At 71.1% G+C, this 21,464-nt stretch carries 28 protein-coding genes; 1 reads left to right on the top strand and 27 read right to left on the bottom strand.

The window, feature by feature from the left end; all coding sequences use genetic code 11:
* Nucleotides 1–258 precede the first annotated feature (258 nt).
* On the top strand, nucleotides 259–579 hold the full coding sequence (locus tag ACXJMZ_RS01455) for a hypothetical protein (RefSeq protein WP_457028120.1): 321 nt from the start codon (nucleotides 259–261) through the stop codon (nucleotides 577–579).
* A gap of 65 nt (nucleotides 580–644) precedes the next feature.
* Here ACXJMZ_RS01455 and ACXJMZ_RS01450 read toward each other — a convergent pair whose 3' ends face one another.
* The 27 genes from ACXJMZ_RS01450 to ACXJMZ_RS01320 form a co-directional block, all read right to left on the bottom strand.
* The gene (locus ACXJMZ_RS01450; protein WP_457028119.1) at nucleotides 645–908 is read right to left on the bottom strand and encodes a hypothetical protein; all 264 of its coding nucleotides are present in this window, start codon (nucleotides 906–908) and stop codon (nucleotides 645–647) included.
* Nucleotides 905–1,126, bottom strand: coding sequence for a hypothetical protein (locus ACXJMZ_RS01445; RefSeq protein ID WP_457028118.1), 222 nt, complete (start codon nucleotides 1,124–1,126; stop codon nucleotides 905–907). Before ACXJMZ_RS01445 ends, ACXJMZ_RS01450 begins: the two co-directional genes overlap by 4 nt.
* Before the next feature lie 27 nt (nucleotides 1,127–1,153).
* A complete protein-coding gene (locus tag ACXJMZ_RS01440) occupies nucleotides 1,154–1,975 on the bottom strand; it encodes a peptidoglycan recognition protein family protein (protein ID WP_457028117.1) in 822 nt (273 codons plus the stop codon).
* Nucleotides 1,976–2,161: 186 nt separating this feature from the next.
* Nucleotides 2,162–2,377 carry a hypothetical protein gene (locus ACXJMZ_RS01435; protein ID WP_457028116.1) on the bottom strand — a complete coding sequence of 72 codons (216 nt, stop codon included), beginning with the start codon at nucleotides 2,375–2,377 and terminating at the stop codon, nucleotides 2,162–2,164.
* A gap of 138 nt (nucleotides 2,378–2,515) precedes the next feature.
* Nucleotides 2,516–3,250 (bottom strand): hypothetical protein, encoded by a 735-nt coding sequence (locus tag ACXJMZ_RS01430; protein ID WP_457028115.1) that lies wholly within the window; start codon nucleotides 3,248–3,250, stop codon nucleotides 2,516–2,518.
* Complete coding sequence (locus ACXJMZ_RS01425; protein WP_457028114.1) at nucleotides 3,250–4,341, bottom strand: hypothetical protein; 1,092 nt, start codon at nucleotides 4,339–4,341, stop codon at nucleotides 3,250–3,252. Before ACXJMZ_RS01425 ends, ACXJMZ_RS01430 begins: the two co-directional genes overlap by 1 nt.
* On the bottom strand, nucleotides 4,338–5,459 hold the full coding sequence (locus tag ACXJMZ_RS01420; RefSeq protein WP_457028113.1) for a hypothetical protein: 1,122 nt from the start codon (nucleotides 5,457–5,459) through the stop codon (nucleotides 4,338–4,340). The genes ACXJMZ_RS01425 and ACXJMZ_RS01420 overlap by 4 nt, the downstream gene beginning before the upstream one ends.
* Before the next feature lie 13 nt (nucleotides 5,460–5,472).
* The gene (locus ACXJMZ_RS01415; protein WP_457028112.1) at nucleotides 5,473–6,399 is read right to left on the bottom strand and encodes a phage distal tail protein; all 927 of its coding nucleotides are present in this window, start codon (nucleotides 6,397–6,399) and stop codon (nucleotides 5,473–5,475) included.
* A gap of 1 nt (nucleotide 6,400) precedes the next feature.
* Nucleotides 6,401–9,502 (bottom strand): hypothetical protein, encoded by a 3,102-nt coding sequence (locus ACXJMZ_RS01410; RefSeq protein ID WP_457028111.1) that lies wholly within the window; start codon nucleotides 9,500–9,502, stop codon nucleotides 6,401–6,403.
* 32 nt (nucleotides 9,503–9,534) lie between these two features.
* Complete coding sequence (locus ACXJMZ_RS01405) at nucleotides 9,535–9,714, bottom strand: hypothetical protein (protein WP_457028110.1); 180 nt, start codon at nucleotides 9,712–9,714, stop codon at nucleotides 9,535–9,537.
* A 26-nt stretch (nucleotides 9,715–9,740) separates the two neighbouring features.
* Nucleotides 9,741–10,196 carry a hypothetical protein gene (locus tag ACXJMZ_RS01400; RefSeq protein ID WP_457028109.1) on the bottom strand — a complete coding sequence of 152 codons (456 nt, stop codon included), beginning with the start codon at nucleotides 10,194–10,196 and terminating at the stop codon, nucleotides 9,741–9,743.
* A 2-nt stretch (nucleotides 10,197–10,198) separates the two neighbouring features.
* Complete coding sequence (locus tag ACXJMZ_RS01395) at nucleotides 10,199–10,654, bottom strand: phage tail tube protein (protein ID WP_457028108.1); 456 nt, start codon at nucleotides 10,652–10,654, stop codon at nucleotides 10,199–10,201.
* 14 nt (nucleotides 10,655–10,668) lie between these two features.
* Nucleotides 10,669–11,094, bottom strand: a complete 426-nt coding sequence (locus ACXJMZ_RS01390; protein WP_457028107.1) for a minor capsid protein — start codon at nucleotides 11,092–11,094, stop codon at nucleotides 10,669–10,671.
* Nucleotides 11,087–11,440: a hypothetical protein gene (locus tag ACXJMZ_RS01385; protein WP_457028106.1), complete on the bottom strand. Its 354-nt coding sequence runs from the start codon at nucleotides 11,438–11,440 to the stop codon at nucleotides 11,087–11,089. The genes ACXJMZ_RS01390 and ACXJMZ_RS01385 overlap by 8 nt, the downstream gene beginning before the upstream one ends.
* A 9-nt stretch (nucleotides 11,441–11,449) precedes the next feature.
* Complete coding sequence (locus ACXJMZ_RS01380) at nucleotides 11,450–11,767, bottom strand: hypothetical protein (protein WP_457028105.1); 318 nt, start codon at nucleotides 11,765–11,767, stop codon at nucleotides 11,450–11,452.
* Nucleotides 11,767–12,183 carry a hypothetical protein gene (locus tag ACXJMZ_RS01375; protein WP_457028104.1) on the bottom strand — a complete coding sequence of 139 codons (417 nt, stop codon included), beginning with the start codon at nucleotides 12,181–12,183 and terminating at the stop codon, nucleotides 11,767–11,769. The genes ACXJMZ_RS01380 and ACXJMZ_RS01375 overlap by 1 nt, the downstream gene beginning before the upstream one ends.
* A gap of 9 nt (nucleotides 12,184–12,192) precedes the next feature.
* Complete coding sequence (locus ACXJMZ_RS01370) at nucleotides 12,193–12,702, bottom strand: hypothetical protein (protein WP_457028103.1); 510 nt, start codon at nucleotides 12,700–12,702, stop codon at nucleotides 12,193–12,195.
* Nucleotides 12,702–13,010, bottom strand: coding sequence for a hypothetical protein (locus ACXJMZ_RS01365; RefSeq protein WP_457028102.1), 309 nt, complete (start codon nucleotides 13,008–13,010; stop codon nucleotides 12,702–12,704). Before ACXJMZ_RS01365 ends, ACXJMZ_RS01370 begins: the two co-directional genes overlap by 1 nt.
* Nucleotides 13,010–14,209, bottom strand: a complete 1,200-nt coding sequence (locus tag ACXJMZ_RS01360; RefSeq protein WP_457028101.1) for an SU10 major capsid protein — start codon at nucleotides 14,207–14,209, stop codon at nucleotides 13,010–13,012. The genes ACXJMZ_RS01365 and ACXJMZ_RS01360 overlap by 1 nt, the downstream gene beginning before the upstream one ends.
* Before the next feature lie 18 nt (nucleotides 14,210–14,227).
* Nucleotides 14,228–14,902: a hypothetical protein gene (locus ACXJMZ_RS01355; RefSeq protein WP_457028100.1), complete on the bottom strand. Its 675-nt coding sequence runs from the start codon at nucleotides 14,900–14,902 to the stop codon at nucleotides 14,228–14,230.
* A 479-nt stretch (nucleotides 14,903–15,381) separates the two neighbouring features.
* Nucleotides 15,382–15,543 carry an Rmf/CrpP fold protein gene (locus ACXJMZ_RS01350; protein WP_457028099.1) on the bottom strand — a complete coding sequence of 54 codons (162 nt, stop codon included), beginning with the start codon at nucleotides 15,541–15,543 and terminating at the stop codon, nucleotides 15,382–15,384.
* Between the two features lie 10 nt (nucleotides 15,544–15,553).
* The gene (locus ACXJMZ_RS01345; protein ID WP_457028098.1) at nucleotides 15,554–17,758 is read right to left on the bottom strand and encodes a phage minor capsid protein; all 2,205 of its coding nucleotides are present in this window, start codon (nucleotides 17,756–17,758) and stop codon (nucleotides 15,554–15,556) included.
* A 16-nt stretch (nucleotides 17,759–17,774) separates the two neighbouring features.
* Nucleotides 17,775–19,313, bottom strand: coding sequence for a phage portal protein (locus ACXJMZ_RS01340; RefSeq protein ID WP_457028097.1), 1,539 nt, complete (start codon nucleotides 19,311–19,313; stop codon nucleotides 17,775–17,777).
* Between the two features lie 15 nt (nucleotides 19,314–19,328).
* A complete protein-coding gene (locus tag ACXJMZ_RS01335) occupies nucleotides 19,329–20,570 on the bottom strand; it encodes a PBSX family phage terminase large subunit (protein ID WP_457028096.1) in 1,242 nt (413 codons plus the stop codon).
* Nucleotides 20,560–21,105, bottom strand: coding sequence for a helix-turn-helix domain-containing protein (locus tag ACXJMZ_RS01330; protein WP_457028095.1), 546 nt, complete (start codon nucleotides 21,103–21,105; stop codon nucleotides 20,560–20,562). The genes ACXJMZ_RS01335 and ACXJMZ_RS01330 overlap by 11 nt, the downstream gene beginning before the upstream one ends.
* Nucleotides 21,106–21,123: 18 nt before the next feature.
* Nucleotides 21,124–21,276 (bottom strand): hypothetical protein, encoded by a 153-nt coding sequence (locus ACXJMZ_RS01325; RefSeq protein WP_457028094.1) that lies wholly within the window; start codon nucleotides 21,274–21,276, stop codon nucleotides 21,124–21,126.
* A 4-nt stretch (nucleotides 21,277–21,280) separates the two neighbouring features.
* Nucleotides 21,281–21,460, bottom strand: coding sequence for a hypothetical protein (locus ACXJMZ_RS01320; protein ID WP_457028093.1), 180 nt, complete (start codon nucleotides 21,458–21,460; stop codon nucleotides 21,281–21,283).
* Nucleotides 21,461–21,464: the final 4 nt, after the last annotated feature.

The following is a 21,464-nucleotide window of genomic DNA, read 5'->3' as shown; positions in this document are numbered from 1 at the left end:
GATCGTCGCCTCGGTCCACCGTCCTCCGATGATCAGCCAGACGTCGCGGAGGACCGCCCGGTCGCCCCGGCAGCGGACCATCTCACCGGCCTCAACGGGGCGGAACGTGCGGGACCCCTCCTCGTCGTCGCGATCAGCCATACCCCCATCATGCCGAACGCACGTTCGACTGACCAAGCGTCAGCCATTCTGACCAGCGACAATAGGGAACCGGCGGGGCGCCAGCCCGCTGTCAGCGGCCCGACCTACGATCACCCCGTGAGCGACGACACCCCCACCATCGAGATCCCCGACGACCTGCTCGACCTCCACCGCCGGTGGGCCCAAGCCGACTCAGCGGTCCACGCCCGGATCGCCGAGATCGAGGCACACGAGGCCGAGCACGGCCGGGCCCCGCTGCCGACCACCATGGACGAGCCCGGCCGCGCGGAGGAGCAACTCCCCGCACTCCGGCAGGCCCGCAGCGACGCGGCGGCCGCTGTCCGCGAGCGGGTGGCCGAGGTCGCCGGTACCCCGGACCGACGCTGGGCGGTACAGGCGGCGCTCCTCACCGCAGCAGCCGACCCCGCCACGGTGTAGCCGACGCCAGCCGCAACACGACGAGACCGCCCCGCCCCTCCCGAAGGAGAGGCGGGGCGTTGTGTTCAGCGGCCAAATGCGGCGTACCCGGCGACGACCAAAGCGGCCAAGCTCACCAAGCCGCCCAGCGCCGGAAGCGGCCAGCGGTTGGCCTCCAGACGCCGGAGCCGGGTCTCATGATCCGCGAGCGACTCGCGGTGCTCGCGCTGGTCTCCGAGGATGGCGTCCAGCTTGGCCTCCATCCGGATCTGCCCGTCAGCGATCCGCCTCACCTCCGCGTGAGTCTGGGCAGGGGAGATGTAGACGCCAGGGTCGGCGCCGGTGGTCACAGGCGGCTGGCCGGGTCGGTACCGGCCGACAGCAGCGCGGCGGTGTCCCGGCGCCCGATCCAGCTGGCCAACGCCGACTTGGCGGTGGTGAGCCCCGCGAGAAGGATCGGGGCCCACCACAGCGGGAGGTTCGCTGCCTCGATGATGGCGGCCGCGATGCCGGCCTGGGCGGTGGTGGATGCGACGCGCTCAGCGGCGTCGATGACGAGCTTGTTCATGGTGAACTCCGGTCAGGTGAGGGTGGATCAGGAAACGGGGCGGGCCCAGGCGGCGGTCCAGGTGGCGGGGCCGACGATCCCGTCGGCGCCGAGCGGCCAGCCGTGCGCGGTGCTGTCCGCCTGGAAGCGGCGAGCGATCTCGGCCGAGGCCGGGCCGAACCAGCCGTCCACGTCGATCGGCCAGCCGCGCTCGCGCATCCGCTGCTGCCAGCGGCGGACGTTCTCGCCGTGCAGCATCGGCGACTGAAGGCGGAGGTACGGACCGCCCGGCCAGGTCGGCGGAAGCGGAGCTGGCGGAGTGGGCTTCGGCATCGGGGCGGGAGCCGGTGCGGGGACACCCGGCCGCGGGGCGCCAGCCTGCACCCACGCGTACAGCGGGCCGCCCGGGCAGCTGGTCGCGTAGCCGTCCCGGTGCCCCTTGATCTCCGGGCCCGCGCCGCCGTCGCGCTGGAGCCACTCGACCGCGTCCCGCAGCCCATGCAGCATCGCCTCAGTGGGCTCCGTCAGCCCGGAGTCGCCGACCATCGCGCACACCGCGTAGTGCGCCCGGTTGAGCGAGGCGCTGCCGTTGGCCCCGGTCTGGTGGTGAGCGCCCCGCCCCTCGAAGACGTAGGAGTGCGGGCACACGATCGCCGAGTAGGCCAAGTCGATCCAGCCCTCGTCCTTGTCGGCCATGTGGCTGGCCTGGATCGCGCGGACCCGGCCCGCACAACGGGAGTGGTCGGCGACCAGGTCGGCCGGGACGGAAGTGCCCTCGTAGTGGATCTTCACGCCCTTGGCGTCGGGGATGTACCGCCAGTCGCCGCTGGGTGGTACGGCACCCCACTGGGCGCGCGGGACGAACTGCATGACTGCCTCCTGGGCATGACGAAGCCCCGGCCGATGCGGCACGGGGCGGAGTTGTGTGGGACAGGTGTCCGGCAGCGGCGGTACCGTGGGGCACCAACGACCCTGGGGGGAAACGATGTTGAAGATCAGCCGGCGAGCGGCGCTTGTCGGGGCGGCCTGGACGGTCGCCTTAGGTTCGGTGACGGCCTACGCGGTCACCGCCGACGACGGGCCACCGGAGCAGGTGACCACGGTGGTGCAGGTCGCCGACGAGTCGAGCAGCAGCCCGGAAGTGAGCGCGGCGCCGAGCGCGGTTCCGTCGCCGAGCGCCAGCAGCGAGGCACCGCCGAACAGTTCGCCGACCCCGACCACCACGCCCAGCCCCACAAGGAGCGCAACCGTGACGCCCCAGGAACCCACCACCGCGCCAGCTACACCAGCACCGACCGGCAGTTACCTCGGCCAGAACCCTGGCGGCGGCGGTACCGCCGACAACGGCGCCCCGCCAAGCCACATGCCGGACCCAAACGCCCCAACCGCACCGCCGAGTTACATGCAGTCCTAGGACGCAATGCCCCAGGTGGACAGGCCTCGGACACCGACCGTCCCGGCGCCGGCCGTTCGGCGGGCCTGCCAGACCAGTGTCTGGTCGCCCTGGTGGGCACCAGTGATCGAGCCGGTGACACTGCCGACGGTGTACGCACCCAGGCCGAGAACGGCGGTACCGATCACCGCGCCGCTCCCGTCGAGCAGTCGGATCTCGCCGGAGGTCGAACCGTCGGAGCACCGTGCGAGGAACGCGCCCTGAACCCGCGGGTGCCACTTCTTCCACGGCAAGCTCATGCACGTGACGAAACTGCCCGAGGTCGTGGTCCAGGCCGGCACCTCAGTAACCCCGTACCAGGCGTCGCTGCCGAAATTCGGGCCAGCGAGGCCGCCGGCCACCAGGTCCTCGGCGAAGATGGACTGCCCAAGGTGGTCCCAGAGCACGATCGGCTGCACGCCGGTACCGGTCGCCGACCAGATGGTCAGCGCCGGGGTGCCGTCCTCTCGGCTGGCGATGAGGCCCTGCTGGGGAGAGAAGTCGGGATGGTCGGGGCTGACCCGACCGACGTAGAACACCGTCTGGCCGCCGGGGGCCTTGACGATCAGCTGGCCGCCCTCGGAGATCGTGACGGTGCCGCCCTTGATCTCCGACAGGGCCGGCCGGATCTGGGCCCGACCCTCGACCAGCCGCAGCCGGGCCTTCAGCTCCCGGAGCTCATCGAGGATGTCGCGGGGAACGTGAGGGGGCATCAGGCAGCCTCCAGATACAGGTCGCAGGTCTCAGGCCGGTCGCGCTCCTCCGGGCTCACCCGGTACCCGACGATGCGGTAGCGCTGGTTCAGCCCCGGGGCGGGGTGCCAGTCGTCGGTGATCCGCAGACGGGCAGACGATCCCAGCAACGGCACCCCGCCGTCGCCCACCAGGAACGTGACCGCAGGCACCACCACGGGCGCCGACGCACGGGCCAGGTCGGCGGAAGCATGCTCGGTGAGGGTCGCCGGGACGTCCACCGTCGAGTAGTCGCTGGTGCCGTGCAGCACCGGCCACCCGGCCGCGATCAGAGCCGGGGTGGACAGCAGGTCGGACAGCAGCGGGTACGAGTCCTGCGAGGAATCGTCGTTGACGGACGCTCCCCGGGACCGCCACTGAGTGGCCATCGCGGACCCGTCCGACGGGAACGAGTAAGCCACCACCCTGCCGGGCACGTCCAGGGTGATCTCCTGCTGCACCGTCAGAGTCGGGTACCCGAGCCGGAACGCCCGGTGCCGGACACCCGCACTGTCGGTATAGCACTGGACGCGCCACTCGAAACCGTTGGCCACCGCGCCGAGTTGGTCCAGGAGGACACCGATCGGCTCCTGGTCCTGCCCCAGGTACACGCGGTCGCGGACGACCCCGGACAGCTGCGTCGGGTCGGTCTCGATCAGCAGGTTCGCACCCGTGCCGAACTGCGCGAAGGCCAGCAGCTGCCGGGCGATGACGAGCTGGTCGGCTGTGCCGCCGCCGCCGGTGTACAGCAGCCGGTGGTTCCGGAGGAACCCCTCGAGGCTGCCGGCGCCGATCTGGAGTCCGAGGCTGCGGTTGGCCAGCACCAGGGTGCTGGTCCACAGGACTCCGCCCCACACGATCTGGCCGCCCCGCTCCAGGTAGAGCATGGTCCGGGCGGGGATGAGGGACTCCCGGGCGCGGGTGGCGAGTTGGCGGTTCGGGATCGGGACCGTGCCCGAGAGCGAGCCGGTCTTGCCGATGTAGTCCTCGTAAGCGGCGTCGCTGATCGGCAGCAGGTCGAGGGTCTGGTCCGTCCGCAGGTCGCACACCCGGAGCTCGTACGGTCCGCTCACGCGGGCATCGCCTCCGCGCTGATCGCCCGGTACAGCAGGCTGCCGGTGCCGCCGGCGACGCGGGCCTTGCAGGTGAAGGTGACGGTCTCGCCCGGCGTGCAGGTGGCCTGGCGGGTGGAGTGCTGGACGATGAAGTCCGCGCCCACGGTCACGAGCGCGGTCCCGTCGGTGGCGGCGTAGATCGTGCCGCTGGTCGAACCGGTGATCTGCACGCCGAGGAACGTCGGGTTCGAGGAGTTGTTCTGCAACTTGCCCGTGAGGAAGACCCGGATCTTTCCAGACGGTGGGGCGATCAGAGTGGTCGTCAGGGTGGTGGCGTCCACGTAGCTGGTGCTGGTGGTTGTGCGGGTGGTGGTGTCCTCAACGAACGCCGAGGTGAGGTCGGTGTAGGTGCCGGTGACCTTGAGACTGCCGCCGACCTGCATCGTCGTCGCTGCCGAGCGGGTCAGCGCGACGTCGCCCAGCGCCACGGTGCCGGAGTTGCCGAGCCGGACCGCGGCTTCCCACACCGCGCCGGTCCACCGCTCCAGGATCCCCGCCGTGCCGCCCGCGTCGCGCCACTGCCCGGCGTACGAGCCGGCCGCGGCCCCGGGGGTGATGCCGCCCACAGCGACCGTGTACAGCCGCTGATCGGTGAGCGCCGTGCCCCAGTTGATCGGGGTGCCTGCGCTCGCGTTGGCGGGCACCAGGATGTCCCACAGCCGCAGGTACGCAGTGCCGGACGCCGGCGCGGTGGGTGCGGTGCCGGACCCGGCGGTGCCCTGCGTGTAGGTGATGGACGCCTGCCGGAACCCGCTGGCGTCGACGTCGGCGTCGAGGACGACCAGGAACACCGTGTCGATCCGCGACAAGGACGCGTGGCCGTTGGCGACGGTGATCGGTGTTGCCGCGTCCACCACCACCGGGTAGGCGCCCTGCGCGCTCGTGCCCTGCACGACAGCCCGGCCCGGAGCGACGGACCCGGTCATGACCGAGCCGGTCAGCAGCAGCGGCGTCCCGCCGGGGATCACCCCGGAGCGGACGGTGAGGCCGCCGGTAGGGGTCATCAGGACGGTGGACAGGCGGATCGCGGCCCGGGTCAGGCCGGTGAGCGCGTTCCAAGCGGCGGTGACGGCCATGGGTGACCTCCTGTCACATGTAGGCGGAGCGCCACCGGATGGTGGCCTGCGCGGCGGGATCGGTGGAGCCCGGATCTGCACGGAAACTGACGACGGACTGGCCGGGTGGCAGGACGAACGCGCCCTCAGGAACGCTGCGGGAGGTGGCGGTGTGGATCCGGGACTGCCCGCCCAGCAGCACTGTTCCGGCCGAGGTGTCGATGATCAGGGTGTCGGCCGCGCCGAGGGTGATGGCGTACTCCAGCCGCAGGGCGCCGAGGGTGACGGTCGGGGTGGTGACCGGCCCGCGAAGCTCGATGACCGGATGGGTCGCGGTGTTGCCCGCGTTGGTGACGAGCAGGTCGCCGGTCGCGCCGGCCGTCCCGAACGACAGGCCAACCTCGGTCGGTGAACCGAACGAGAGCCCGGTCTCCGACGGGGAGCCGAAGCTGAGCCCGGTCTCGGCGGTCGGCAGGACCGCCGAAGTGGACGACTCCGCGACCGAGTACCGGCGCGGGTCGCTCGCCTCCCACTGAATTGCCCCACCCGCCGAGTGCCCGAGCTGCCAGCGCGGATCGACGGGCAGGGCCCGGCGCAGGACCCGGGCCCAGACGAGCAGGGGCCCGCGCTCGTCCAGTTGGATGACGAGCGGCTGTTCGTCGTCCTGCCCGATCGGGGTCGCGGCGGCCAGCGTGGCGATCGCGGTGCCGATCTGCCCGGGCGGGACCCGCACCATCACGTCCTCGACCGTGATGATGCGGGTCTGGGCGAGGAGGCGCCCGGGGTAGGCGCCGTGCTGCTGGGCCCGCAGCGTGGTGCCGGAGTCCTGGGTGGGGGTCTCCTCCCAGCCAGTGATCCTCCGCCACCGGTAGGAGGTGGTGACACCTCCGTCCTGGAAACGGCCGAGGAGGGTGCTGCCCCACTGGATCAGGCCCGGGCCTGTGACGAGTTCGCCCGCCATGTCACCCCCTGCCCTTGGACATCCAGGCCAGCTCTTCGGCCGTGCTCCGGGCGCTGCCCGTGCTGGACTCGTAGTAGTTCTGGATGTTCAGCGCGCCGCCCCCAGCGCCGCCGGCTGCCGCGAACTGCGGCCCGCCGAACGGGCTGCCGCTCATGGCCATCGGGGCGAGCCTGTCGGTGAAGGCGCCGAGCTGACGCTGAACGGCCGGGAACTGGTCGCCCATGCCCGCCATGAACCCGCCGATCACGGACCGGCCGGCGGGCCGGAGAATCCGCGCGTCCCTGGCTGCAGGGCCCTTCCAGTCCGGGAGCATGTCGGTGAGGTTGCCAAGCACGTTCTTGACGTCCGGAATCTTGCTCTTGATGCCCTCGATCAGGCTGATGATGATGTTGTTGCCTGCCTTGAACAGCGACAGGCCCAACTCGCCGAGCGCCAGCATGATCTGCCCCGGCAGCTCGATGAAGATCCGGAGCAGGTGCTCGCCCCAGCCCTTCGCGGCCTCCTTCCCGGACTCCCAAGCTCCCTTCACGTCGCCGTTCATCAGCTGGGTCAGGGTCCGCAGGGCCGGGACGACCACGTCGCTCACGACCCGCGCCAGCTCGCCCGAGAAGATCTTGGCGAGCTTGCCGACGACCTCGATGATCGGCTCCAGCAGCGGCAGCATGACCTTGAGGTACTTGGCGAGCAGGTCACCGAGCTGGGCCAGCAGCGGGGTGAGCGCGACCGCCACCTCGGCGAAGCTCTTGCCGAGATCAGCCAGCGGCAACTCGGTGATCAGCTGGGTCAGGACCGGCAGAAGAGCACCGGTCAAAGTGGTAAAAATCCCAACCAAAGGGACTATTAGGGCTGGGAGTTGGGCCAGGATCGGACCGAGGGCCGCCTGTAGGGCGTTGGCCAGGGCGACTACCACAGGCTGCAGCTGAACGAAGATCATCTCAAGGCCAGACAGCAACGGCAGAGCGGCAGGCAGGAGTTGAGCCGCCAGATTCCCGACCAGGACCAGCAGCGGGGACGCCGCGACGACCAGGGCGGACGCCGCCTTGGCGACCCCGACCAGGACGGGTCCCAAGGCACCGATCAGGGGCCGTAGCCCGTCACCAAGGGCGGTGATCAAGACCTGGGCCCCGGGGGCCAGGGCAGACAGAACAGGGCCGATCGCAGTCAGCGCCTGGCCGAGCAGCGGAGCCGCTGTCTTGGCCAGCAGGCTCATCGTGGAGAACAGGGCCTTGAGGCCGTCCTGCACTGGGCCGCTGGCGAACGCGGTCTTGAGCGTCCCGGTGATCTCCTTCAGCGTGCCGACGAACCCGCCACCGCTCGTCTGCGCGGCGCCGAACACCGACCCGATGATCGAGAAGACGTTGCCCGCGACCTCCGCCAGATCACCGATCAGGCCGATCGCGAGGTCGATGGCCTTCTCCAGGCCGCCGGACTCGAAGGCGGCCGTCAGCTTCTCGCTGACCCGATCAAGCGCCCCGCCGGCCGCCGACGTCAGCCGCTCGAAGCTGGGCCCGGCCGCCGCAGCGAGCTGCCCCAGCCCCTGGACCAGCTGACCCGGGGCGTTCGCCAGGTTGTGCAGCCCGGTGGAGGCCGAACCCATGGCCTTGCCGAGGGTGCCGGACTCCGCCAGCTCCTTAGCCGAGGCCAGAGCGCCGCGTGCCATCTCGTTCAGCGCGCCGGCCGAGTCGACCAAGCCACCCCGCAGGACCGGCAGCACCGACCCCGCCGTACGCGACAGGTCCCCCGCAAGGCCCTCGAACAGCTTCTGCTGGACAGCGAGTTGCATGCTGTCCCAGGCACCCTTGAGGGAGACGACCGTCTGGACGAACTCCCGGGCGTTGGGGCTCAGCTTGGCCATCGCCGCAGCAAATTTGTCGACCCCGCCCGCCCCCGAGGCAACGGAGTCGGTCAGGGCCTCCTGCGCGCGGCGGACCTGCTCCAGGCCATCGACAGCGGTGCGGGCCATCTCGGCCTGCGCGTCGCCGACGTCCCGCGTACGGTCCCCGACCGTGCGCTGGGACTCCGCCAGACGCTCCTGCGCGTCCAAGACGGTCCGCGAGCCGTCGACACCGGCGGTGTTGGCGGCCTCCGTCTCGGCCCGCAGCCGCGCGGTGGCGGTGGTCTGCTCGGTGAGCCGCTGCTTGGCCCGGTCGTAGGCGAGTTGGGCCTCCGCCAGGTCCTGCTCGCTGGCCTTGGCGCCCTTCTTGCGGACCGCGTCGAGGTTCTCCTGGGCGGACTTGACGCCGAGGATTGCGTCCCGCTGGTCGAGCTCGGCGTCCGCCAGGGAGTTGTTGAGGTCCTCCAGGTCCCGGCTGGCCTCGCCGCGCGCCGAGTTGAGGTCCTGCTGGGCCCGCAGCGCGGACTTCTGGGCGTCGGTCAGGTCCCGCTCGGAATCGGCGACCTGACGCACCGCCCGGGCGTTCGCGAGCGCGGCCTGCTCGGTCGCGTCCTTGACTGCCCGCTGTGCCTGCGCGTACGCGCGGGCCTTGCCCGCGGCGCCGCTGGCCGCCGCATCTCCCGCGCTGAACGCCGCGGACAGGGCCGAGCCGATCCCGGCCGTGCCGAGCTTGACGGCCATGGTCGCCTGGACCAACGCCAGCACCGCAGTAGCAGCCACCGCGGCGGCGGGGGCGATGTTGACCAGAGTCGCTACCAGCCCGGCCGCCACCGGCACCGCAGCACCCAGACCGGCCGCCATCGTGGCCGCCCGGGCCGCGAGCGCACCGAGAGGACCGGCCATCGAGGCGAGGCGGCTGAGCGATCCGCCCAGGCGGTCACCGCCTCGGGCCCCGTTGCCCAGCGAGGTGCCGAGAGCGGAGCCCGTGCCGACGAACCTGCCGTGCAGGTCCCGCAGGCGGCCGTTCGAGTCGCGGGTGAACTGCTCCAGCGCCCGGTCGGCCCGGCCGGCGCCCTCCTCGATGCCGCCGCCCAGCTCGCGGGCCATCGCCTGCGAGGTGGACGCGAACCGGCCGTGGATGTCGCGCAAGCGGCCGTCGGTGGTGCGTTGGAATCCTTCCAGGAGGCGCTCGGCCCGGTTGATGCCCTGCTCGCCCTGGTCGGTCTCGATCTCGAAGCGTGCGGTCAGCTCGCCGACAGACAGCGACACCCGGACCACCCCCTGTCCGGTTGTGCGTTACGTCAGCTGGCGGGGATGCCCGTCAGTGCGGCGATCTCGCGGGGGCTGGCTACCCGGCGCGGTGTGCGCTGGAATGCGCCACGCACGGCGGCCTCGGGGCTGAGCCCCTTGAGCAGGGTGAGGAACTGACGCTGGCTCATGTGCCAGAGCTCGTCAGGGGTGAGGTGGTACTCGCGGAGCATGTCCGCCTCGATGGGGTCCCAACAGGTCAGGACCGTGCGCCAGAACTCCCGGACGGCCGCACGGGCTTCGGCTTGGCCTTGGTGGCCTTCCGGCGGGCCTCCCGGTTCGGGGCTTTTCCCGACTCCGCGTCCGCGACCGCCTGGGCGGCCTCTGCCATGCTCATCGAGCCGGGCTTGACCATGTTCTGGGCTGACCAGAACAGGACGACCTGAAAGTCGTCGTCGCCCATGCCGGCCCGGGCCCACCTTTCGATGACGTCCGCGCCGAACAGCGGCTCCAGGACGTCCCGCAGTGCGCCGAGGTCGGAGCGGTCGCTGTTGGCCTCGGCCAGCAGGGTGTACGCGAGAGGCGTCTGGGCGGGCAGTTGGTACTCGGTGCCGAACAGGCGCATCCGGGCGCCGCCGGCGGCGACCGCTCGGCGCTCGGCGAAGAACGCGTCAAAGTCTGCGAGCTCGGTGGGCTCGGTGGTGGTCTGGGTCATGGTCAGACCGCCATGGTGGTCACAGCACCGGAACGCGTGACCGTGGCGCTCCAGGTGGTCTTGTCGTTGTTGCCGCCGCCCTGCTCGCCAGGCTCGACCGTCCCGTCCCACACCGCCCACGTGGTGGTCTGGGTGACGTGCCGGTACCGCATCCGGTTATGCGAGTCCGCGGACAGGCCGAGCGCCCAGACCGTGTCGATGTACGCCTGGCCCGGGTCCTGGACGCCGGTGGTCGGGTCCGCCTCGTACTGGCCCTCCAGCGAGATCGACCCGCCGAGCTGCATCACGTCTTCCTCGAACTCACCGTTCGAGTCGAAGTCGGTGGTCTCGGTCTTCGCCCGGTTTTCGCTGGGGTTCATCTTGAAGCTCTTGACGCCGCTGATGGACAGCCAGAGGCCGGTGGTGCGGTGCTCGACCTGGAACAGCCAGTCGCGGGCGTCGATGGGCCTGACGGTCATGGTGTGGTGCCTCCTTATTCGGCGGGGCGGTTGGTGGTGGGGCTGGAGACGTCCAGCCGGAAGTTGGCGACGTGCTCGTGCCTTCGCCGGTCGTCCAGGCCGAGCGAGGTGACGGGCTGGAGGGCGACGGAGAGCACCAGGTACGTGCCATCGGGGAGGGTGACGCGGCGGGCCCCGTGCAGCAGGTCGAACACGGCCTGGGCGCGCTTGCGGGAGACGCGGGGGTCCTGCGTGCCCCTGCAGCGGACCTGCAACCGGACCTCGTCGTACGGCAGTCGGGCGTCCGGTTCGCTCCCGCCGTACAGCGTCAGCACCGTGCACACGTCGGGGGCCGGCGGCATCGCCTCGAGGAACAGGTCTCCACCGGTGCCCGCGGTCACGTAGGTGGCGAGGTCGTTGTCGGTGAGGTAGCGGGCGAGGCCGTCCAGGAGGTCAGCCATCGAGAGCCCGGCGGATCTCGGCCGCGACCACGGCCAGCACCACCGGCGTGTGCTCGGTGACCGCGGTCTCCAGGTACTTGGCCTGCCGGCCGGGCGCGTGCCGGTAGGTCAGTTCCTCGTGCTGGCGGACCGCGTAGGGCGTGTCGTAGGAGACGATGCCCTCGAGGGTGGCCTCATCGACGCTGACCTTGCCGGAGCGCTCCAGGGTGGCCTCGTCCAGCGGCACGAGCTTGTTGCTCTCGGCGAGGACGTGCTCCATGCCGAGCTCCAGCCCCCGGGCAGCGGCCCGGCGGACCTGCGGCATGACCAGGTCCCCGCGCCAGGTAAGGCGCGTGCGCTGCACCATCGGGGCCTCCTACACGAGTTGGAGTTCGACGTGATCTGGCGTCGGCAGCCCGGGCGCGGACCGGTCCAGAGTGGCGATGACGCTGGTCTGACGGCCGTCAGGGAGCGTCACCCTGCTGCCGGGAGGCGCCACGGTGCCGGGCGGGCAGTACGCGGTCGAGCCGGAGATGACCTGCTCGCCAGTGGCCGACCGGACTTCGCGGGTCTTCTGGTCGAGCAGGCACCGCACCACAGCGGCCGGCCCGTAGACCGGCCCGTAGGCACTGTCCCCCTCGTACGCCTCGATCGAGATCCGGTGCCGCAGCAGGAAGCCGGGGACGGCGCCCATCAGTAACTCACCGCCCCCAGTACGAAGATGTCCGGCGTCAGGTCCGGAGACTGGAGCGCGTCCCAGACCTGCGGGGCGACCTCCCGGGCCGGGCTGGCGGCGCCGTTGACGGCTGTCACCGACCGCCCGAGCTTCACCGACCCGATCTCCACCGAGCCCCACCCGGCGCCGGCCGCACCGGTGGAGTCACCGACCTCGCCCCACCACTGCACCTGAGCGCAAGTGGCGTCCCGGAACGCTTCGATGACCAGCTGGTTGGTGGGGTAGCCGTCGGTGTCGGCCTCGAAGAGGCACAGGCGGAGCACCTCCGCATCGAGCATCTTCGAGGCGTTGCCCAAAAGCCGGTCGGTGTCGGCGTCCGGGGCGAGGCCGGTGTACGTCGCGTACTGCGCGGAGGTGGCGTACACCCGGGCCATCAGGGCCTCCTACGCGCTCGCGCCGATGATGACGATGTCGTACGTGACCGACGTACCGGCCCCGCCGTTTCCGATCCGCAGCAGGTCCCCGGTGCCGGCCGTCGCCGGGTAGCCCACGGCGTCCGGAGCGAACAGCGCGAACACCCCGCCCGGACGGACGTTGACCTTGTCGGTGGTGTCAGCGACCCAGTTCACGAAGGCGTTGCTCGCGGCACCGCCGACCACGACCGCGTTGGTGTTCAGAGCCGCGGCGCGGACGATGATGCCCTTGACCCGGGCGAACGTGAGCGTCGTACCGAACGCCCCGACCAGGACCCCAGCGAGGTCGAGGTCCTCGGTGGCAGACACGGCGAGGGTCCGCTGGTCGGACCAGATCATGTCGGCCTGGTTCGCGCCGGTGCCGGACCCGAGCGAGATCGTCGCGTCCAGGTCCAGCGGGGCCCGGCCGGTCACCAGATCCAGGGGATTGGTCTGGGTCGCAGCCGCGAGGACCCGCAGGCTGGTGTTCACGAGAGCCATCAGGAACTCCCCTTCTTCGCGGTCGACTTGGCCGCCGGGGCAGCCTCGGGCTTGGACTCGCCAGCCGGAGACTCCGGCTGAGCTGCGGGCTCCTCGGTGATGGGCTGCTCGGGCACGACCGGAGCCGCGGGCTCCTCGGTCTTCGGCGTCTCGGGCTCGACCTCGGCGGGGGCATCGGGGATGCGCCGCCAGCCCGAGGCCGGGTCGGCTGCCAGGGCCTCCAGCTCCGCCTCGTGCTCGCTGCCGGGGACCGGGCGCAACCGCTCGGCGATGTGCCCGCCCGAGCCCCGCTCGTACGTGGCGGCCATCAGAGCTTGAGCCCGGTCATCGCGGCGTGGGCCTTCTCGTTGCCGTACTCCAGGCCGATCTCGCCGTAGAGCTGGACCTCGTCGCTGGAGCCGGTCTTGGCCAGTGGCTCCTCGAAGAACACCCCCTTGTTCGGGACGTTCAGGAAGACGGGCCGGCACTGCTCCAGCGACGCCACCATGATGGTGTCCTGGGGGGTGTGGCGGTCCATCATCACGTTGAGGGTGCCGAAGTCCGTGATGATCGTGTCGACCGCGACGCCGCCGACGCTGCGGCTGGTCTCCTGGAACTGCCCGTACGCCGAGGCGAACGCCTTCGTGACCGCCCGGCGCTGGGCCGAGTTGACGACCAGGGTCGCGGTCGCCTGCTCGGAGATGCCGCCGTTGTCGTAGGCCAGCTGGAGCAGGTCGGAGACGTGGTCGGTGGTGAGCGCGGTCGCCCAGGGCTTGGTGTAGGCCAGGCCGGTCGCCGTGCCCAGGGTGATCGCGGCGCCGCCGCTGGAGGTGCTGACCTTGAAGGTGTTCGCGTCGATCTGGTCGACGTAGTACGCCCGGCCGGCCACGATGCCGGTCGCGGCGCCGGTCGCGGTGAACACGATCCGGTCACCGTCCACCAGGCCATGACCGGTCGCGGTGATCGTGTCGGTCGCCGAGGTCGCGCCGGTGGTGGTGACACCCTTGGCGATCCGGTTGCTCGTGATCGCGGCCAGCATGCCGCGCGTCTTGCGGGCGGTGCCGTTGGTCGTCGGGTTAGCGAACACGCCGTTGATGAACGAGTAGTTCACGTCGAGCGCGACCGACTTGAGTGCCTGCTGGACCTGCCAGTCCAGCTCCGAATTGACCGGGTTGGAGCCGTCCACGCCACGGTAGGGCGCGGAGCCCGGAGTGGTCATCATCCCGGCCGTAGCCTGCTTGGTGTACGAGACGCTGACCTTCTCCTGGTGGATCTGGGCGACGTTGCGCACGTTCGCCCGGACCCGCTCCTCGGCGGTCGGTGCGGTCGCGCCCTCGACTCGGGTGCGCTGGGAGGGGTCGCGCAGGTCGTAGGTCTGCCACTCGAACTCGACCCCGGAGGTCATGCCGCCGCCGGTCAGGCCACCGATGGCGGACAGGAACGGGGTGTCGGCCGGGGTGAGGGCGAACAACTCCCCCGCGTAGTTGGGGAGATCGAACGTGGTCGCCAGTCCGGTGATACCGGCCATGGGAACCTCCTATCGGGGTCAGCTCTGGGCGGCCTTCTGCCGCTTGAGTCGGATGACGGTCGCGAAGTCGCGCTTCGCGGTGGCGTCGGCGATCTGCTTGTCGATCGAGGCGGCGGTGTCGCCGGAGCCTCCGCCGAAGTCCCCACCAGAGCGGCCGGCCCCGCGCGCGGGCGCGAGCTTGGCGAGCTTCTTCACTGCGGTGGTGATGGCGTCGGTGTCGACCTCGCCGTCCTTGCCTACGAACCGGGTGGTGTCGATGAGGTCGGCGGCCTCACCCAGGACGAGGCCAGCGGCGGCGACTGCGGCGCGGAACTCGGCGGCGGCCAGCTTGGTGCCGTAGTCGGCGGCGGCGGCCGTGCGGCCCTTCGCCTCCGCGTCCACAACGGCCTTCTCCTGATCGGTCATCGCCTGCTTCTGGAGCGCGGCAAGGTCGTCGGCGGCCTTCGAGTTGGCCTTGGCCCGGTCCTCCCACTTGCGGGCCTGGGCCTTCCAGTCGGTGGTGTCACCTGCGGGCGGCGTAACGGGCGGGACCGGCGGCGGAGTCGGGTCACCGGCGGGCGGGGTGACGCCGGCGCCTTCGCCCTCGCCGTTGCCACCCGCGATCGGGTAGATGGGACGGCCGTCGCGCCGGTGGCCAAGGACGGTGCCCGCCGCCACCGAGGCGAGCGGGTGCCGGAAAGGGGTGTGCTGCATCGTGTTCTCCCGTTTCGGGTTCCGGCGTTGACCCGTGCGGGTGGCGCCGGTGGATTTGGGGCGGCGTGTCTACAGCCGCACTGGGCTGACGGCATTAGCTTGCCGACCATGACAACTGGTGCTGAGGACGAGAACGCGCTTAGGACTGCCGCTCGGGTGGCACTTCTGGAGGCGATCAAGAAGTGCGCAACGTCGCCCAATCAACTCACTGGGGATGCAGCCGCCAACTTCGCCCGGGCTTACGAGATCATCGTCAACTTGAGAGGCACCAAGTAGCAGGCGGATTCAGCGAGCGGCGCCGATCTGCTCGCGCTGGCTCTTGCGGGGCAGTTGCTTCGCGGCGGTGAGCTCCCGGATTCGGCCCTGGTACTGGCGGACCTCGGCATCAACGGTGCGCCGAACGTCGCCGGCAGGGCACTGCAAAGGGCCCGTCCCTAGGTCGGGGGCGGGCCCTTCAGATCAGCTGCGGTGCCGCGTGGTTAGTCCTCGGCGGGGCGGGGCGCGGCCTTCGCGTACCCACGCACCCACAAGGTGCGGAGCATGGAACCGCGCGGGTGCGGGCATGCCGTGACGGACCGGCCAGCGGCTGCGGCCGCGATGCCGTCCTGCATGGCCTGGACGCCTTCTTCGCGGAATCCCATGGGCTTCTCCTCAGAAGCGGTTGTCAGCATCGTTCTTGGCCTTCCGCGCAGTGTCAGCGGCGGCCGACCGAATGCCGGTCAGGTGCTCACTGTACTCGGCAAGTGTCAAGCGGGGGGCCACTTCTGACCAGTACCGCTTCAACTCCTCCGATGCCCTGGCGTAGGCAATGTGCGACGGTCCGGAGAAGAGCGACCGTGCGTCGACTCCGGCCCGTTCGGCCTTCTTGGTGAGCAGGTAGCCGCGGCACCAGTCCTCGGCATCCAGCCACTGCGCGTACACGTGCTCCGCGTACAGCTCCCGGACCTGCTCGCGAGTGAAGGCACCCTTGTTGGCGAGCTCGGCCGCTTCGCGGTCGGCCAGCCACTGTGCGGCGGCGTCCAGGCCCTCGTGCGGGTCGGGGTCGGTGGCGAGATGCGCCCAGTCCTCAGCAGGGGCGAGGGGCTGCATGGCGGCGTCGGCGGCGGCCCGGTCGGCGAGCTGTCCCGCAACGGTCGCGGCACCGTGCGCCGGCGGCTCGGCGACCGGGTAACGGCGGTCCAGCTCGGCGGCGATCCGCCCAGCCGCTGCCGCGTCTGCGTAGCGCACGGCCCAGCCGAGCGTGTCGTCGTCCAGGTCGGTCAGGTCGTCGGCCAGCAGGCCGTTCGGGAACGCGCGGGCGAGGAGCTCGCGGCGGTCAGCCTCAGCGGCAACCGCGGCCAGCTCGTCCCCGGTCGCGTGTCGGGCGCGCTCGCCGAGCTGCTGGTCGGACAGGCCGATCAGGTCCCGGCGTGCTCCAGGCAGAGCAGCGTCGACGTCGCGCCGGTCCATCTCCGCTGCCACGCGGAGGGCCTGATCGGGCGTCAGGTGCGGCAGGGCGCGGCCGAGGTCCTCGTCTCCCACTCCGGTCAGGTCGCCGAGCAGACGGCCACCGGGCCGGACCCGGGTCAGGAGCTGCTCGACGTCGCGGCGGTCCGCCTCGGCCTGGACCTTCGCGAGGTCCTCAGGGGTCAGGGTTCCGGCGCTGATGGCGGCGCCCAGTTCCTCATCGGACATCCGTCGCAGGGTCTCGCCGCCCACCCGTACCCGGGCAGCGTCCAGCGGGCGACCCGGCGTCGCGGTTCCGGTGGTGAGCCGCTCACGCTCGGGCTTGCGCCTCAGGCCCTTCTCGGCCGTGAGGTCCCGGATCAGCTTCTGGTACTGGCGCACCCGGGCGCCGGCCATCCGCCGAGCGGTGTCGTCAAGGGCGACAGCCTGGCGTCGCTTCCAGCTGCGGACCTGACGCTCGTAGTACCTCTGGCGCTGCGTGTCCTCGTAGGTGGCGCCGCTCGGGTAGGGCGGTGACTTCGGCCGGGTGGTGACTCCGGGCAGGTAGACGGTCAGGTTGTGGCGGCAGTTCGGATGGAAGAGGCCCTGACCGCGTGCCTCGGCCAGCGATCCGGCGACGTGGACGGTGACCGCGCGGCCGTCCTCGATCGCGTGCTCAAGATGGAGAGTGTGGGGCCCGGCCTGCCCGTTGATCGACAGAATCTCCCCCTCCCAGGGTTGGCACAGGGGGCACTCAAGAGGTGAGTCGGAGACGATGACGAGCTGCTGGCCGAGCGCCTGGAGGCGGTCGAGGTGCCCGGCGATCGCCGCCCGGCCGGTGGCCGAGCGCACTGCCATCTCGGCGTAGGACGCCATTTGCCAGGAGCGGCCGGCCGAGTCGACGAACCCTGTGACGCCGCGCTGGGCGAACTGGTCGAGTGCCCGCTGGGTGGCCTGACGCCGTGTCTGCCCGCCCAGCAGCACCCCGCCGGACACCCGGGACACGATCGCCCGGTACGCGTCCGGGATCGCCCGCAGAATCCGCCGGTACACGGGCTGCTGTTCGGAGACGACGGCCGCCGCAAGGCGGTCCAGCGACGCGGCGTTCGGCAGCTCCCGCTCGGCGGCGGCCCGATGTCCTTCCCCGAGCATCCCGAGCTCGGCCACCGCTGCCTGGCCGCCGCGCTCGTACGCCTGCACGAGAGCCCGGCTGATCGCTCCGCTGGCGTCCTGCTGCAGCCCGTCGGTCACCTCTTCAACCGCGGTCCGCAGGTCGCCGATCGAACGGAGTTTCAACTCTGCCCACAGGGGCGACTCCATGCCGGCCGCGAGCGCGCGCGCCAGCAGCTCCAGGAGCGCAACCTCAGCGTCCTGGTACAGCACGCCGATCGCGCGGGCGAGGTCCTCACCGTCAGCGGGGGAGGTCGGCACGTTGCTCCCCCTTCGCTCAGGCGGGCACTGGGGGTTCGTCGCCGAGGGCGGCCGGGTCGGTGACGGCCCGGCCGGACTCCGCGAGGATCGCGTCCGTCTCCTTGCTCACCTGCTTGTCGTCCCAGTCCGGGTGCTGCATCCGCACCAGGGTCTCCGTGGACGCGGCCTCGGCCTGCCGCAGGAACGAGGCCGTCTCGGCCATCTCCCGTGGGGAGTCGCTGATGGAGTCCTGGAACTCGACCGCCGGGTCCTCCACGGTGATGCCGTCCACGCCGAATCGGGGCCCGGCCTCGACCGCCAAGAGCGCGGCCACGATGTCGCTAAGGCCAGGGCCCCAGTAGAGGGCCTTGCGGGCCCGGGTGGCCATCGAGCGGCGCTCTCTGGCCTTGATCTCGGTAGCGGTGACCGCCTGGCCGTCCGAAGTGGCGCCGAAGGTCGCGGCGGAGTAACCGGCCTGACGGGCGATCTGCTCGACCAGGCCGTTCGAGGTGTCTGAGTGCTCCTTGACCCGGATCGCGAACTGCACGACGGTCAGCGGGTTCGAGTCGCCTGCTCGCGGGAGCATGTCCAGGCCGGTGAACACCGACTTGGACGAGTCCCACGCGGCGCCCTGACCGGCCCCGAGGGACTGGAGCATCGAGTTCGGGGCGATGATCCGGCCCAGTCCGTTGATGATGTCCCGCTGCCAGCTGGAGTACGTCTGGTCGAGCATGTCCATCAGCGGTTCGACGCCCTGGTAGTCGGACTGGCCCCAGCCGCGAGCGGCCGGTACATGCCTCCAGGCCCGGGCGGGCCGCATGTTGGGCACGTAGACGGCGGTCAGGTGGTCGGGGGCGCCGGTGTCGATGGCGCCCTGGGCGTCGACCTGCTTGGCGAGCGGGGCGGTGGCCGGACTCTCGGTGAGCGGGACAGCTTGACCGAGGCTGGAGCTGGTGCCTTGGTAGAGCCCGTGGAAAATGACGCCGCGCTCGTGCCGCTCCAGGTGCCGGTACACCGTGTGGCCGGAGCCGCCGACGACCTGCCAGAACGTCACCGCGCGAAGCCGCCCGTACGAGAACTCCGGAGCGGCGCAGTCGGCGGCCACCGAGTCGACCCAGGGCCGGTCCGAGACGCTGTCATCCCACACGACCCGCAGGTAGGTGCCGCCGAGCGCGGCGCCCTCCTCGGCGGACTCGGCGAGCGCCGGGTGTAGTTGGGGCGTCAGCTCGTCAAGACGCTGCTGGGTTGGCTTGTTGAGGGCCGTCAGCTTGGGCGGCTCGGAGAACAGGAGGCCGGCCGAGACACGGGCGATGTCGCCCGCGATCGGGACGTGCACCTTGGACTCGGAGCGGTTCGGGCTGATGGGCTCGCCCCAGAACCAGCGGGCGACGGAGCCGACCAGGCCGCCGCGGTACTGGGAGGCGAACGTCCCGGGCAGTTGGCGGTCGGTGCGGTTGTCGTAGCGGGCGGCGAGGCGGTCGGCGGAGCAGGAGAACCAGGCGTCCCAATCGGCGAGGGACTGGGCAATCGGGGCGGCGGTCGGCGGCCACGGGGTGTCAGCGGTGGGCAGCGGCACGGCGACCTCCTTCGGTCAGGCAGCGAGGGTGAGTTGGACGTACGCGCGCCACAGGGCCTCAGTGGTGCGGATCGCGTACCGCAGGGCATCGCACGAGTGGTCATCGACCTTGATCGGCTTGTCCTCGCCCTTGGCCAGGGCGACCTCGTCATCCCAGGAGTAGCCGGGGAGTTCCTCGATCAGGCCGACGCAGGAGCGGTGCACCTTCAACTTGCCCGCGGCGAACAGCGACGCGGTGGTCTGGATGCCGTCCTTCACCGCATTGTCGGCGCCGGCGGGGTGGAAGCCGTCGCGGTGCAGCTGCTCGATGAACGACGCGGCGGAGGGGTCTACGACGATCCACTCCGGCCGGACGCCGAGCTCGCCGAGCCATGCACCGATCGCGGCGGAGTACTCCAGGTCGGTCATCTGCCGGTTGGCGGTACGGGATTCGTGGCGCCACTCGGACGCGGCGTACAGGCACCCGTCCGCCCCGAGCCCCAGCAGGATCGCCGAGAACGGATTGACGGTGCCATGGTCGATACCCACGCACAGCCAGCGGGTGATCGGCGGGAGCTCGTCCACGACGTGCCGGTCCGGGTCGAACGCCTCGTAGATCGCGCCCTCGGACTGGACCCAGTGCCCGAGGATGTTGCGGCGGTAGAACAGCCCGGTGTGCATCGACTTGAGGGAGGCGACGTAGTCGGTGGGCAGGTGCGGGTTGTCGTCCAGGGTGAAGTGCCAGGAGCGGAGCCGGGTCTCGGCCGGCCGCAGCAGGTACTTCTTCCGCAGCCAGTGACCCGGGTTGTCGGGGTTGGTCGTCAGGAAGATCTTGGAGCCTTCGACGCTGCACCGGGCGGTGAGCTGGTCGAAGAACGTCTGCGGCAGGGTGGTGGCTTCGTCCACGTACGCGCCCGAGCAGGTGAGTCCGCGGACCTTCGGCTCGGCCTGGGCGTCGTTGGCGCCGAGAGCGTGGACGGTGCGGCCCAGGATCGTCGCCGTGGGCGCGCCGTTGGTGTAGTGGACCTGCTGGGCCATCTCCCCGAACAGCACCGGGTTGGTCAGCGGCGCGAACACGTTCCGGCTCAGGGAATCGCGGGTGCGGCCGACCATGACCAGCTCGCCGCCGAGGGGGGCATCGGCTACGTAGCCGAGCCACCGCAGCAGCGACGCGATGGTCTTGCCCGAACGGACCGAGCCCTCCCAGGCGTTGATCCGGTGCTGGGACTCCACGATGCTGGCGATCTGCCTCGGGCTGAGCGGCAAATCAGGGCGCATCACCGCCCCCCTCGCCGTCGCCGAGCTGCTGCTCGCGGTACACCTCGGCCAGGCCGGTCATCAGGCGGCCCATCATCGAGCGGGCTGCCTCGGCGCCACCGTCAGAGGTCGGCGGGACCAGCTTGAGGGAGCGGTCGAGGGCGAGCCCGGCGGTTGACATCAGGGCCCGCTTGTCGGCGGGGGTGGGCTCGGGCATGGTCCGCTCGTCGTAATCGTGATCCTTGCCGCCCCAGTCGAAGTACAGGTGTGGCTGCCAGAGTTGGGCGCGGAGGCGCTCGGCGTCGCGGTGCAGGTCGTGGGCGAGGTCGACCCGTCGGGATTCGAGGTCGATGCGGCGGGCCTGGGTGGCTGCGACGACTTCGCCGGAGCGGGCGAACGTGTGGCCGGCCTCGGCGACGATGCGGGAGATGACCTGGCCGGAGCGGTGCATCTCGCGGGCGATGCCGTTGCGGGTCTCGCCGGCGGCGTGGCGGCGGAGGATCTCGGTGTGTTCGGCGGCGGTCACCGGGTTGGGCTTCTTCTTCGCGGGGGGCATGGTCACCTCCCGGATGGGTCAGGCGAGGGTCTTGGGGTGTTCGAGTCCTTCGCCGTCGTGGCCGCGCGGGTCGTCCTGGTCGCAGGGCGCCCAACGGCGAGTGTCGGTGGCCCAGAACCAGAAGCCGTCGGTGGGGACCGGCGGCCGGGCGGGCTCGTCCTGTTCGGGCACGGGCTTACTCCTCTGCGCGGGCTCGAAGGGCGGCAGCGGCCTGTTCGAGGGCGTCGGCGATGTGGTCGATGGTGAGCGTGTAGGTCCCGGCGGCGTCAGGGTCGAGTTCGATGGTGCCGATCTCGACCTCGGAGGCGCCGCTGACGCGCATGTAGATCGGGAGGCTTCCGATGTCGGCTGCCACGGGG

It is taken from the genome of Kitasatospora sp. P5_F3 (assembly GCF_054049135.1).
Note: the sequence above shows the minus strand (reverse complement) of the source record. Positions and strands in the feature narration are given on the sequence as shown.